Below are 13,322 nucleotides of genomic sequence, written 5' to 3'. Positions count from 1 at the left end.
TGCACTTTACTCCCCATTAAACATATAGTTATGAATATAAAATCAACATTATCTTTATTCGCCCTTTGTGCAGTTAGTACATCTAGCTTTGCTGCAAATTGGAGCACAACGCAACTACATTTAAACTACGGCGATTTTAAAAACCCATTTACTGAACAAAAATCAGGTACATCAATCGCTTCACTGCAACACGCCTCTGGCTATGACTATGGTGATAACTTTTTCTTCATAGATTACATTAATGATAATGTTGATGATGGCTATCAAGACCGTGACTTTTATGGCGAATGGTATTCAACTTTTAGCCTTTCTAAAATAACCGGTAATGACTTTTCGTTTGGCGCTATTGCTGACGTTGGATTAACAGCGGGCTTTAACGCCGCAGGTGATGCTAAGGTATTGAAGTATTTACCCGGTGTTAAAGTAAATTGGCAAGCGCCAGGATTTAGTTTTTTATCAACCCTAGTTACGGCCTATATAGATGATAACGAGGGTGTTGCCCGTGGCGGCGCGCCTATTGAAACTAACAGCTGGATGCTAGATGTTGCATGGGGTTACCCGTTTTCGATTGGTTCACAAAAATTTAATGTAACTGGCCATGTTGAATATATTGCTGAGCGCGAAAATGAATTTGGTGAAGATGTTAAGGCGTGGATCTTAGCGCAGCCTATCATTACTTGGGACTTGGGTAATGCCATCAGCATGAAAGAAAACACCTTACTACTTGGCCTTGAGTGGCAATATTGGCACAACAAGCTAGGGACCGATACCACTGAGTCGGTACCGCAATTTCATGTTGAGTGGACGTTTTAGCGAGTTAGCGATAATAATAAAGCGCGATATCGATTGTATTGCGCTTTTTTTACTTACCATGAACACAGATCACGTTAGCTTTATTTCATAAACACCTAAACGCTGCTGTTGCTGATTAGCAAGGAAGATTGATGTCTCTTTTTAATAATATTTAAATTGTGCGCCTGCGCGTTGCACAACCTTTATACTCGCTAAGTTTTCCTCTAAACAACAAAACTCAATCACTTTTGCATGACTATTATTTTTTATATAAGGCACTATTTTAGTAAGCACTTGATTCATGGCTCTTTGCCCGCGTGCAAAATCAGCTAACCAATAACCGCATTCAGCACCTTTACTGTCAGGATCAATGTGTTTAATACCAAATACACCGCTTAAGCGATCCTCTATATATACCGCAAACCACTGAGAACCTGCTTTACCGCTGTGTAGTCGTTCATATATATAACGTTTAGTTGAATTAACATCTATTACGTCATCCACCCAAGGTAAAAATTGACTCAGATTTTCCCGACTATCGGCGATAACTTGGTAAAGTTCAACTGCGTGACTAATATCTAATGGCTTTAAAGTTATTGAATCTGAAATCACCAGTTCCATTTAGTCAGCCTCAACTACTTTTGCTAAACGCATATGTAGCAGCGGAAACGGCTTTCCTTGACCATCTAATTCAGAGCGCCCTATTTGCTCAAACCCTCTACTTAAATAAAAACCATGGGCTTTAGGGTTTTGCTCGTTAACATCAACATGAGTTGCCGCTAAATTATCAATCGCGTAATTAATTAATAACGTGCCAACCCCCTTCGCAAAGAAAGTCGGCTCAACAAACAGCATTTCAATATTGCCGCCAGCAACGCCAATAAACCCGATTATTTTTCCACTGTTGTCTTTACAACAAAAAAGACTAACAGCATCAAAATAATGTGCCAAAATCAATGGTTTCAGTTCATCAATGTGTTGTTGGGTTAAAAAGTCATGGGTATGAGAAACGCAAGCTTCCCAGATCTCAATTAAAGAGGCGTAATCTTTTTGCTCGGCGGATTTAATAAGCATTGTTAGTTCCTTTGAATATTAAAATAACCATCATCAGTTTTGCAAAATATTGTAGCGGAATTGGGCAACAGCTCCGAGGCTAAATCAACAAAAAGCAGCGTAACCGCTGCTTTTATAGTACTTACATTTTAGTCTCTAACTTTGCGTTAAATAAAACGCTTAATAATAAAATCAACTTTGACACGCTTAGCTTGCCCCAGCAGTTTTTTAACCGCTGGCGGGTAATCGTCCATGGTTTCTAAATCTTCGGCACCGTTTAAACGACGACAGTGTTGTAATATCTCGGCTCTTTCATTGTCGATTGCTGGCATGAGACTTTGCTCAGGATCTTCTAATAAAATGCCATTTTCGATATCTAATCCCCAGGCACGAGGATTTAAATTATGACCACTCAATAAATGATATTTACGATCAGCACAAATACCTTTCAAATGAAATGAGTTACTTTCATGCTGCCACAAATACACATTTAAATTACCGTTAATAATATGGCGCTTTTGCGATTTTAAAAATTTATGCAAAATCGTTTCATACAAGTATGGCAAAGCACCTATTTTACTAAATGGTTCACTTGGTGGCAGGTAAAAATCATTCGCCGTTTTATCGCCTACTACGATTGTTACTTGCTTGCCCTGTTTTAGTAAGCGGCGCAAGGAACGCATTAACGGTGCAGGAAAATTAAAGTATGGGGTATACAGCACTAACTCTTGCTCGGTGGCATCAAATAAGGATTTGATCACACGATTAAGCTCGTTATTACGTCGTCCCAGTCCTAAAAATAGTCGCACGCCAAGTGCTTGCTCATTTTGCTCCACACTGTGAGCGTAGTTAGCTTGCTTTAATGAACGCATCAATTGTTTTTGTGCGATTTTAATATCATTAAACTTTGTTAAAGGCCGCACATCAATACGTGGAACGGCTTCAGAACTCAACAATTCATGTTCAATAAAGTCAATCACAGAATCACATAGTGAGGCCTGCTCGACTAAAAAATAGCGATCTAACCGGTAGCGCTCTTGATACTGCAAATACACATTATTTAAACTCGCACCGCTGTAAAGCAGCGTATCATCAATTACAAAACCTTTTAAATGCAGCACTCCAAAAAGTTCTTTTGCTTTTACTGGTACGCCAAAAATTTGTACATTTGATTGATATTTTTCTTGATATTCACAATATAAACTGGCGTTACCATCTGACTTTGCCGCACCAATTAAACCGCGTTGGGCACGATGAAAGTCAACCAACACTTTTACATCTAATGCGGGGTTTGCTAATGAAGCCTGATGTAACGCTGCTAACACTTCACGCCCTGCTTCATCATCTTGCAGATAAAGTGTCGTAATATAAATACGTGTTTTTGCCTGCGCAATCAGTGCTAGTAAATGCGTGCGATATTCTTGTGCATTGGTTAAGACGTTAACGTCTTTTGAAGTCAACCCGTACGCGGGTTTTTCCTGCCAAAATAACATAATTGCCTATTCACTTAGGTCACCCTTAATCAGGGTCACAAATCAAAATTAGTTAAAACATATCAAAAAAACACAGCTTGGTCATGAATTAACGTCGCATGCGGAGTTAATACTGAATTAATAGCTCAGATATCATACAAATAGTACACTTATCATGATTCTAGTACACAATATTTGACAGCTTTGTGATTTAGAAAAAAAAATAATCGCCGCTTTTATTTACTTCCCTCTTGTTTCTCTTAAAATCGAGCGCATTAATACGCTATTAAACGTTTAGGATATAAAAACATGAGTGAAGTAAAACATTGTAAGTTGCTAATTTTAGGATCTGGACCTGCGGGTTACACTGCAGCAGTTTACGCAGCACGCGCAAATTTAAACCCGGTATTGATCACCGGTATGCAACAAGGCGGTCAACTTACAACAACGACTGAAGTTGAAAACTGGCCGGGCGATGCTCACGGTTTAACAGGTCCTGCATTAATGGATCGTATGAAAGAGCATGCCGAGCGTTTTGAAACTGAAATTGTCTTTGATCACATTCACACTGTTGATGTAACTAAGCGCCCTTTCACGCTAACTGGCGACCAAGGTACTTACACGTGTGATGCGCTGATCATTGCAACGGGTGCATCTGCTAAGTACTTGGGCCTAGAGTCTGAAACTAACTTCCAAGGCCGTGGTGTGTCTGCATGTGCAACCTGTGATGGTTTTTTCTATAAAGGTCAAAAAGTTGCGGTTGTTGGCGGTGGTAATACCGCGGTTGAAGAAGCGCTTTATTTATCGAACATTGCTGATGAAGTACATGTAATTCACCGTCGTGATAGCTTCCGCAGTGAAAAAATCTTAGCCGATCGCCTCGCTGAAAAAGCTGCAAACGGTAACGTAGTCATGCATTATAACCGTACGCTTGATGAAGTACTGGGCGACCAAATGGGTGTTACCGGTGTTCGTATCAAGGATGCAAACTCAGAAGCCACGGAAGAAATTGAGTTAGCGGGCGTATTTATTGCAATCGGTCATAAACCAAATACTGATATGTTTGTTGGCCAACTTGAAATGAAAGACGGCTACTTAGTGGTTGAGTCAGGCCTAAACGGCAATGCAACACAAACAAGTGTACCAGGTGTTTTTGCTGCAGGTGATGTGTCTGATCATATCTACCGTCAAGCAATCACTTCTGCTGGTACTGGCTGTATGGCAGCACTTGATGCTGAGCGTTTCTTAGATAACCTATAAGTTTGCATAACATATAGTAAGGGCTGAATTTTCAGCCCTTTTTTTGTGGCCAAAAATTATAAAGACTCATCCAACACCGAAAAGTACTCATTGCAGCCGCACCAACATTCACCACACTTATACTCGAAATCAATCATATTTATACAATTAATGGCTTAGGTGCGATAGGATCTAAGTCCGAGCAATGAATATCGTCAAAGTATAGTAAGTAAAACTAGCTATAATTATAGTTAGGCAGAAAAGCTTTATTCATTTAGGCATTACTAGAGACTGTAAAATCAGTTAAAATGCTTAACTTCATATCAAGTAAAATACCGAGAGTTTTCTATGAGTTTGTATACAAAATATATGGAAGAAATCCAAACCCGTAAAACGGAGCTTGGATTAAACCCACAACCAATCGATAGCGCTGAACTAGTATCAGAAATCATTAATCAAATTAAAGATACTAATAACGAGCACCGTAAAGATTCACTGCATTTCTTTATTTTTAATACATTACCAGGAACAACCAGTGCTGCGGGCGTTAAAGCACAGTTTCTAAAAGAAATTATTTTGGGTGAAGAGCAAGTTGCAGAGATCACTCCAGAATTCGCATTTGAACTGCTTTCACACATGAAAGGCGGCCCGTCAATTGAAATGCTAATTGATTTAGTATTTGCTGATGACGCAACAATCGCAGCACAAGCGGCTGAAGTACTTAAGACTCAAGTATTCTTATACGATGCAGATATGGCGCGCATAAAAGCGGCATACGAAGCAGGCAATGCAATTGCTAAAGAATTACTAGAGAGCTTCGCACAAGCTGAATTCTTCACAAAATTACCTGACATCGAAGAAAAAATCGATGTAGTAACCTATATCGCCGGTGAAGGCGACATCTCAACTGATTTACTGTCTCCAGGTAACCAAGCACATTCACGTGCTGACCGTGAATTACACGGTAAATGCATGATCACTGAAGAAGCACAGCAAGAAATTGTTGCACTTCAAAAGAAACACCCTAACGCTAAAGTAATGCTTATTGCTGAAAAAGGCACGATGGGCGTTGGTTCATCTCGTATGTCTGGTGTGAATAACGTAGCACTTTGGGCGGGTAAACAAGCAAGCCCATACGTTCCTTTCATCAACATTGCCCCTGTTGTTGCAGGTACTAATGGTATTGCGCCAATCTTCTTAACAACGGTTGATGTAACTGGCGGTATTGGTCTTGACCTTAAAAACTGGGTTAAAAAAGTAGACGCAAACGGCAATACAGTGACTGATGACAATGGTGATGCAGTGCTTGAAGAAGCGTACTCTGTTGCTACCGGTACTGTGTTAACAATTAATACTAAAGAGAAAAAGCTTTATAACGGTGATAAAGAACTTGTTGATATTTCGTCAGCATTCACACCGCAAAAAGTTGAATTCATGAGAGCCGGTGGTTCTTACGCTGTTGTATTCGGTAAAAAACTACAAACGTTTGCTGCTGAAACACTCGGCATTGAAACTCCACTTGTGTATGCACCTTCAAAAGAAATTTCACATGAAGGCCAAGGCTTAACAGCGGTTGAAAAAATCTTTAACCGTAATGCAGTAGGTGTACTATCAGATACGCCACTTCACGCAGGCTCAAATGTTCGCGTTAAAGTGAACATCGTTGGTTCGCAAGATACAACCGGTCCAATGACAGCACAAGAATTAGAAGCGATGGCGGCTTCAACGATTTCACCACTTGTTGATGGTGCTTATCAGTCTGGTTGTCACACTGCATCAGTATGGGATAGCAAAGCGCAAGCAAACATTCCTAAACTAATGGCGTTCATGAATAAGTTTGGTTTGATCACTGCACGTGACCCGAAAGGCGTTTACCATGCAATGACTGACGTTATTCACAAAGTATTGAACGACATTACAATTGATGATCGCGCTATCATCATCGGTGGTGACTCGCATACTCGTATGTCTAAAGGCGTTGCCTTTGGTGCCGATTCAGGTACTGTTGCTGTTGCACTTGCAACCGGTGAATCAGCGATGCCGATTCCTGATTCAGTTAAAGTGACGTTTAAAGGCAAAATGGCTAAGCACATGGATTTCCGCGATGTTGTACATGCAACGCAAGCGCAAATGCTTAAGCAATTTGGTGGCGAAAACGTATTCCAAGGTCGTATCATTGAAGTGCATATTGGTACCCTAATGGCTGACCAAGCGTTTACTTTCACTGACTGGACTGCAGAAATGAAAGCGAAAGCGTCAATCTGTATTTCAAATGATGAAACGCTAATTAAGTCAATTGAACTTGCTAAATCACGTATCCAAATCATGATCAACAAAGGTATGGATAACGAAGCGCAAACGCTACAAGGTCTAATCGACTTAGCTGACAAACGTATTGCAGGTATTCAATCTGGTGAAGAGCCAGCACTTTCTCCAGACGACAACGCTAAATACCACGCAGAAGTTGTGGTTGATTTGGACCAAATCGTTGAGCCAATGATTGCCGATCCAGACGTAAATAACGATGATGTTTCTAAGCGTTATACTCACGATGTGATCCGCCCTGTTTCTTTTTACAACGACAAGCCTGTTGATTTAGCTTTTGTTGGTTCGTGTATGGTTCATAAAGGCGATATGAAAATTATTGCTCACATGCTACGTAACCTTGAGAAGAAAAACGGTTCTATCTCATTCAAAGCGCCATTAGTCGTTGCGCCACCAACATATAACATTGTTGATGAGCTTAAAGCGGAAGGCGATTGGGATATCCTTGCTAAATACGCAGGGTTTGAATTTGACGATGCAAAACCAAAAACGGCCGCACGTACTAAGTATGAAAATATCTTATACCTAGAACGCCCTGGTTGTAACCTATGTATGGGTAACCAAGAAAAAGCTGAACCTGGTGACACTGTTATCGCAACGTCAACACGTCTGTTCCAAGGCCGTGTAGTAGCTGATACATCTGAGAAAAAAGGTGAGTCACTACTGGGTTCAACGCCAGTTGTAGTACTTTCTTCTGTTCTTGGTCGTTTCCCGACTATCGAAGAGTATAAGTCTGCAGTTGAAGGTATTGACCTTACATCGTTTGTACCTGTTGAAGAAGCGATGACAACTAAGTTCAACGCAGGTCAAGCAGTACCCGTAAAAGTGGTTAGCTAATTCGATTAGTTAATGGTTCAATTAAGCGCGTTTTTTAACGCGCTTTTTTTATGCCTACAATTTGCCTATCATAAGTAAGCGCTGTACAACGCTATGGATAACACAATAATTTGTGGTTTGTGAATTTAAAGCAACAGGTTACACTTTATCTTGATCATTCAGTTATTCAATCGGTGTTATGACTAAACAACTTTATCAACTCGCTAAAAGCCACTTTGCTTTTCCTGATCCCACCCATGCATTAGATGATCCAGATGGTTTACTTGCCATTGGTGGATGCTTATCTGTAACGCGATTAAAAAATGCCTATCGCTACGGTATTTTTCCATGGTTTAGTGAATACGAGCCAATTATGTGGTGGTCGCCAAGTATGCGCGGCATCATTGAACTCGATGAATTTCATATTAGCCGAAGCTTACGCAAGCATCTGAAAAAAAATCCGGTTAAAGTGACTATTAATACCGAATTTACTCAGGTGATTGAAGCCTGTCGCCAACAACGCTTAGAAACAGATGGCACCTGGATCACAAAAAAAATGCTCAACGCTTATAAAGATGCACATAAAGCAGGCTTAGCGCATAGTTTAGAAATCTGGTCAGACGACAAACTTGTTGGTGGCTTGTACGGTATTATGCAGCATGGCGTATTTTGCGGCGAATCAATGTTCCATCATCAAGCTAATTGTTCAAAATTAGCCATGTGGGCATTGGTCAATTGGTTGAAACGTCACCATGCGCATTTTATTGACTGTCAGCTTGAGAATCCTTATTTAGTCACTTTAGGTGAAAAAGTGCTACCGCGCTCAGAATTTTTAACTAAACTAAAACAAGCAGAAGAGTTTATTATTCCAACAACAATGTGGCAACCTCAGGAGCTTATCGCTATTTATGACTGAACACTTACCTGCTCGTTTAGGTTTAAGCCAACAATTTGATTGTAGCTACCTAGCCGATCGCCAAGAGCAATTATTAGTCATTTTGGATCCAAGTTGTTATACCCCGGGCAAATTTGAGCAATTACTGGCCCTCGGTTTTCGCCGTAGTGGTGACCAAATTTACCGACCACACTGCCCTGTTTGCAGCGCATGTAAGTCTGTGCGTGTATTAGCTAAGGCATTTTTACCGACAAAATCACAAAAACGTAAACTTAATAAAGCAAAAAATGCCTTTTGCGTGAAATACTCAGACCAACAACGCCCTGAATACTTTCCGTTATACAGTAAATACATTACCGAGCGTCACCAAGACGGTTCTATGTACCCACCAGAACAAAGTCAGTTTAACAGCTTTATATTTTGTCACTGGTTACCAATTACTTTTATTGAATTATGGGACCAAGAGAAACTGGTTGCAGTGGCGGTAACTGATTGTATGCACAACGCTGTTTCTGCTATTTACACTTTTTTTGATCCTGATTATGAGCACTTCAGTGTGGGCACAATTATGATTTTAGAGCAGCTCAAATTCGCCAAACAATACGATAAAGAATTTGTCTATTTAGGTTATCAAATTGATGAATGTGCAAAAATGCGTTACAAAACCCAATTTTTACCTGCCCAAAATAGGGTTGCAGACCAGTGGCTGGCTATTTAATTTACAAAAATGCCTACTGCGGCTTTACTTATTGGTGTATTTTCGGCAGAATCTGCATCGTTTAACTATTAAAGAGGTGTTACGCTAAACATGGCGAAAGAAGACGTAATCGAAATGCAAGGGACGGTCCTTGATACTTTACCAAATACAATGTTCCGAGTTGAGCTTGAAAATGGTCACGTAGTTGTGGCTCACATTTCAGGTAAAATGCGTAAAAACTATATCCGCATTTTAACCGGCGATAAAGTTACCGTAGAAATGACCCCATACGATTTATCAAAAGGTCGCATCGTATTCCGTGCTCGCTAAGTTAGTGCGTTAACGAAATATCAAGTTTTTAGCTAAGTTGTCTGAGTAACTTAGTTACTTTCTACATTAGCTTGAAGCGTTTATTAAATGTAATTGATAGCTAAACTAACAATTACATTTAATAAACAAAAAGCCCAGCAATTGCTGGGCTTTTTGTTTTCTATTTAACGCTGTAATTATGCAGGTGTTAAATTCGTTTCATAATCAAAACGCAATTTTTTATCTTTGATAGACACTTTCACTGTGCCACCGTCGATAAGTTGCCCAAATAAGATCTCGTTTGCCAGCGGCTTTTTCAATTGCTCTTGGATCACGCGGCCCATTGGACGTGCGCCCATAGCTTTATCGTAGCCTTTATCTGCCAACCATTCCCGCGCTTTATTAGTAAGCTCAAGATTAACTGACTTTTTATCCAGCTGCGCTTGTAACTCAACAATAAATTTATCAACAACCAGTAAAGTTACATCACGATCAAGGTGGTTAAACCAAATGATGTTATCTAGGCGGTTTCTAAATTCTGGCGAAAATACTTTATTGATTTCGCTCATCGCATCATGAGAATGATCTTGATCAGTAAAGCCTATTGATTTACGTACTGTTTCTTGTACGCCCGCATTAGTAGTCATCACCACCACAACGTTTCTAAAGTCAGCTTTACGGCCGTTATTATCGGTCAGCGTGCCATGATCCATCACTTGCAGTAAGATATTGTAAATATCTGAGTGAGCTTTCTCAATCTCATCCAGTAATACAACCGAATGTGGATTTTTAATCACAGCCTCAGTTAACAAACCACCTTGTTCAAAACCAACGTAGCCTGGAGGCGCACCAATTAAACGGCTTACCGCGTGGCGCTCAACATACTCAGACATATCAAAACGGATAAACTCAACACCCATACATTTTGCAAGCTGTTTAGTTACCTCCGTTTTACCTACACCCGTTGGTCCTGCAAACAAAAACGAACCGACTGGTTTATCTTCATTTGATAAGCCTGAACGTGATAAGCGAATGGCCGAGGTTAGTGCATCGATTGATTGATCTTGGCCAAATACCAACATCTTCAAGTTACGATCAAGATTTTTAAGAGTTTCTTTATCGCTTGATGACACACTTTGCTGCGGAATACGCGCCATTTTTGCCACGATCAATTCGATATCTGCCACACCAATGGTTTTTTTGCGTTTAGAGATCGGTTGTAATCGTTGGCTAGCACCCGCTTCATCAATAACATCAATGGCTTTATCAGGTAAGTGACGCTCATTAATGTACTTAGCACTGAGCTCTGCCGCCGCTTTTAACGCTTTTTGCGTATAGCGAATGCCATGATGCTCTTCGTAACGTTCTTTTAAACCATTAAGTATTTTAGTGGTATCAGCGACACTTGGTTCAAGTACATCAATTTTCTGAAAACGGCGCACTAACGCACGGTCTTTTTCAAAGATATTTTTATACTCGTTATAGGTAGTTGAGCCCATACAACGTAACTTACCGCTCGAAAGCAGTGGTTTAAGCAGGTTAGATGCGTCCATAACGCCACCAGAGGCTGCGCCGGCACCAATTATGGTATGGATCTCATCAATAAACAAAATAGCGCCAGGTTTCGCCTGAAGCTCTTTTAGTAATGCTTTAAAGCGCTTTTCAAAATCACCGCGGTATTTAGTACCAGCAAGTAATGCCCCCATATCTAACGAGTACACCACAGCATCGGCAATCACTTCGGGTACTTGTTCATGCACTATGCGATACGCTAGACCTTCAGCAATAGCAGTTTTACCTACCCCAGCTTCGCCAACTAATAACGGATTATTCTTTTTACGACGACACAGTACTTGTACCGTGCGCTCTACTTCACTATCACGGCCCACCAATGGGTCGATATTCCCTTCACGGGCGAGTACATTCAAATTAGACGTGAAGTTTTCTAATTTACTTGGCTCTTCGCCTTGAACGGCTTGTACTTCTTCATGGATGTCATCAGCATCTTCACCGCCCATGTCATCGTCTGCTTTAGAGATACCATGAGATATAAAGTTCACAATATCTAGTCGCGAGATATCAGCTTTTTTCAGCAAGTAAACCGCTTGGCTTTCTTGTTCTGAAAAAATGGCAACCAGCACATTGACGCCTGTTACTTCGTTTTTACCCGATGATTGCACATGAAATACTGCGCGTTGCAATACCCGCTGAAAACCAAGTGTTGGTTGAGTTTCACGTTCTTCTTCTAAATCAGGAATGACTGGAGTGGTCTCATTAATAAACTCTGATAGCTCAGCTTTTAATGCTGCCATATCAATCCCGCAGGCGTGTAGCGCTTCTCCAGCCGATGGATTATCAAGTAGGGCAAGTAATAGGTGCTCTACAGTCATAAATTCATGGCGACGTGTACGCGCTTCGCGAAACGCCGCGTTTAAAGTTAGTTCTAAATCTTTGTTTAGCATTAGCAACCCCTTACTGAGATAATATTTTTATACCGTTGTGATGGGTATTTTGATCACCCTACCTTGGTATTATTCCTGCTCACAACTACATAGCAGTGGATGCTCGTTATCTCGTGCATAACGGTTAACTTGTTCAACTTTGGTATACGCTACATCTGCGGTATAAACACCGCAAATTGCGCGACCATTTTGATGAACTTGCAGCATCACATCTGTTGCTCTATCGCTATCCATATTAAAAAACGTCGTTAGTACTTCTATCACAAAGTCCATTGGCGTGTAATCATCATTATTTAAAATGACTTTGTATTTTCGCGGTGGTTGCAGTTTTTGCTTCTCACTATCGCGAACCGTATCTAAAACACCTGAATCTTTCATGCCACTCATAATTAAATATAGTCTTGTCTTTGGAACTCAAGCAAACTTGAATAAAAAATAAATTAAATGTTAAAAAAATAGTTTAAAACACTTGACTGATCGGCGAAATAAACTACAGTCAGTTGTAGATTGATTAAACCTTAGTCAGTCTATCAAACTATACGGTTTAGAATAACTAAATTAGTCAACTTATAGAAGGATGTAGAAGTATGGCTTGTGGTAAAGTCAAATGGTTCAATAATGCCAAAGGTTTTGGTTTCATCGTAGAAGACGGCTGCGAGAATGATATATTCGCCCATTACTCAACGATTGTAATGGACGGTTATAAAACACTTAAAGCTGGTCAAGATGTAACATTCGAATTGCAGCAAGGCCCTAAAGGCATGCATGCGACTAATATAGCGCCTAACGAAGAGTTAGTGTAGTTGTTTAGACGTTCGACTAAAGCGAGCGACCTGTAAAGATCCTCGCTTAATTCCTCTAAATTTATTTAATCTCAATTAAATTATACATTCAGACTCAAAGCTGGCATTTTTAATCTATTAGAAATTAAACGTACAGAATGAACAAAAACTGTCCTTCCTCTTGAAATTCTTTTTTAATACCCCCATGTTATACCCAAACCACCTCAAGATGCAGAATCCAGCGTTTCACAGGGGCTTAATATCAAGGCGTTACTTTGCAACAATGGCAGTCCCTTTTAAGAAGTAACAACGATGAGAGTAAGTGCCTGTGAAACGCCCAACGGGTTGGTTTAAAAGCGATTTATACTGCGTTATTGATTTTAACAATAGAACCACTATTATTTGCAATCAATGCCTTGCCTAAATCGCTTTTAATTCCAACTGAAACTCGCATCTTGAGATGGTTTGGGTATATATTTG

At 40.2% G+C, this 13,322-nt stretch carries 12 protein-coding genes; 7 read left to right on the top strand and 5 right to left on the bottom strand.

The genetic code is table 11. The features are described from left to right. Positions 1-30 precede the first annotated feature (30 nt). Positions 31-813, top strand: coding sequence for a nucleoside-binding protein (locus H5158_RS07580; protein ID WP_182739770.1), 783 nt, complete (start codon positions 31-33; stop codon positions 811-813). 141 nt (positions 814-954) lie between these two features. On the opposite strand, the gene H5158_RS07575 is transcribed toward H5158_RS07580, so the two are convergent. The 3 genes from H5158_RS07575 to pssA all read right to left on the bottom strand — a co-directional run bounded on the left by H5158_RS07575 (position 955) and on the right by pssA (position 3,338). Continuing rightward, entirely contained in the window at positions 955-1,413 is a 459-nt protein-coding gene (locus tag H5158_RS07575) for a GNAT family N-acetyltransferase (RefSeq protein ID WP_182739769.1), read from the bottom strand. Next, on the bottom strand, positions 1,414-1,866 hold the full coding sequence (locus H5158_RS07570; RefSeq protein ID WP_182739768.1) for a GNAT family N-acetyltransferase: 453 nt from the start codon (positions 1,864-1,866) through the stop codon (positions 1,414-1,416). Positions 1,867-2,012: 146 nt separating this feature from the next. Further along, the gene (gene pssA / locus H5158_RS07565) at positions 2,013-3,338 is read right to left on the bottom strand and encodes a CDP-diacylglycerol--serine O-phosphatidyltransferase (RefSeq protein ID WP_149982341.1); all 1,326 of its coding nucleotides are present in this window, start codon (positions 3,336-3,338) and stop codon (positions 2,013-2,015) included. 288 nt (positions 3,339-3,626) lie between these two features. On the opposite strand from pssA, the gene trxB reads away from it, so the two are divergent. From trxB to infA, 5 genes are all read left to right on the top strand, one after another. Beyond that, positions 3,627-4,577 carry a thioredoxin-disulfide reductase gene (gene trxB / locus H5158_RS07560; protein ID WP_182739767.1) on the top strand — a complete coding sequence of 317 codons (951 nt, stop codon included), beginning with the start codon at positions 3,627-3,629 and terminating at the stop codon, positions 4,575-4,577. A 327-nt stretch (positions 4,578-4,904) separates the two neighbouring features. Further along, on the top strand, positions 4,905-7,718 hold the full coding sequence (locus H5158_RS07555) for a bifunctional aconitate hydratase 2/2-methylisocitrate dehydratase (protein ID WP_182717360.1): 2,814 nt from the start codon (positions 4,905-4,907) through the stop codon (positions 7,716-7,718). A 178-nt stretch (positions 7,719-7,896) separates the two neighbouring features. Further along, on the top strand, positions 7,897-8,613 hold the full coding sequence (gene aat, locus H5158_RS07550) for a leucyl/phenylalanyl-tRNA--protein transferase (protein ID WP_145233076.1): 717 nt from the start codon (positions 7,897-7,899) through the stop codon (positions 8,611-8,613). Next, positions 8,606-9,310: an arginyltransferase gene (locus H5158_RS07545; protein ID WP_182717359.1), complete on the top strand. Its 705-nt coding sequence runs from the start codon at positions 8,606-8,608 to the stop codon at positions 9,308-9,310. The genes aat and H5158_RS07545 overlap by 8 nt, the downstream gene beginning before the upstream one ends. 90 nt (positions 9,311-9,400) lie before the next feature. Continuing rightward, entirely contained in the window at positions 9,401-9,619 is a 219-nt protein-coding gene (gene infA, locus H5158_RS07540; RefSeq protein ID WP_002962494.1) for a translation initiation factor IF-1, read from the top strand. A gap of 176 nt (positions 9,620-9,795) precedes the next feature. Here infA and clpA read toward each other — a convergent pair whose 3' ends face one another. Beyond that, positions 9,796-12,060, bottom strand: a complete 2,265-nt coding sequence (clpA, locus tag H5158_RS07535) for an ATP-dependent Clp protease ATP-binding subunit ClpA (protein WP_145233074.1) — start codon at positions 12,058-12,060, stop codon at positions 9,796-9,798. 69 nt (positions 12,061-12,129) lie between these two features. Further along, the gene (gene clpS, locus H5158_RS07530; protein WP_179959204.1) at positions 12,130-12,438 is read right to left on the bottom strand and encodes an ATP-dependent Clp protease adapter ClpS; all 309 of its coding nucleotides are present in this window, start codon (positions 12,436-12,438) and stop codon (positions 12,130-12,132) included. Positions 12,439-12,647: 209 nt separating this feature from the next. Between clpS and cspD the strand changes: the two genes are divergently transcribed. Next, positions 12,648-12,863 carry a cold shock domain-containing protein CspD gene (gene cspD, locus H5158_RS07525; RefSeq protein ID WP_054204685.1) on the top strand — a complete coding sequence of 72 codons (216 nt, stop codon included), beginning with the start codon at positions 12,648-12,650 and terminating at the stop codon, positions 12,861-12,863. Positions 12,864-13,322 lie beyond the last annotated feature (459 nt).

It is taken from the genome of Pseudoalteromonas sp. SR45-6 (assembly GCF_014163545.1).
Classification (GTDB): Bacteria; Pseudomonadota; Gammaproteobacteria; order Enterobacterales; family Alteromonadaceae; genus Pseudoalteromonas; species Pseudoalteromonas rhizosphaerae.
Note: the sequence above shows the minus strand (reverse complement) of the source record. Positions and strands in the feature narration are given on the sequence as shown.

Coding starts and splice junctions, on each gene's coding strand:
- H5158_RS07555 (WP_182717360.1), top strand. CDS start 4,905: ATGAGTTTGTATACAAAATATATGGAAGAAATCCAAACCCGTAAAACG.
- H5158_RS07580 (WP_182739770.1), top strand. CDS start 31: ATGAATATAAAATCAACATTATCTTTATTCGCCCTTTGTGCAGTTAGT.
- H5158_RS07545 (WP_182717359.1), top strand. CDS start 8,606: ATGACTGAACACTTACCTGCTCGTTTAGGTTTAAGCCAACAATTTGAT.
- pssA (WP_149982341.1), bottom strand. CDS start 3,338: ATGTTATTTTGGCAGGAAAAACCCGCGTACGGGTTGACTTCAAAAGAC.
- cspD (WP_054204685.1), top strand. CDS start 12,648: ATGGCTTGTGGTAAAGTCAAATGGTTCAATAATGCCAAAGGTTTTGGT.
- clpS (WP_179959204.1), bottom strand. CDS start 12,438: ATGAAAGATTCAGGTGTTTTAGATACGGTTCGCGATAGTGAGAAGCAA.
- infA (WP_002962494.1), top strand. CDS start 9,401: ATGGCGAAAGAAGACGTAATCGAAATGCAAGGGACGGTCCTTGATACT.
- trxB (WP_182739767.1), top strand. CDS start 3,627: ATGAGTGAAGTAAAACATTGTAAGTTGCTAATTTTAGGATCTGGACCT.
- aat (WP_145233076.1), top strand. CDS start 7,897: ATGACTAAACAACTTTATCAACTCGCTAAAAGCCACTTTGCTTTTCCT.
- clpA (WP_145233074.1), bottom strand. CDS start 12,060: ATGCTAAACAAAGATTTAGAACTAACTTTAAACGCGGCGTTTCGCGAA.
- H5158_RS07570 (WP_182739768.1), bottom strand. CDS start 1,866: ATGCTTATTAAATCCGCCGAGCAAAAAGATTACGCCTCTTTAATTGAG.
- H5158_RS07575 (WP_182739769.1), bottom strand. CDS start 1,413: ATGGAACTGGTGATTTCAGATTCAATAACTTTAAAGCCATTAGATATT.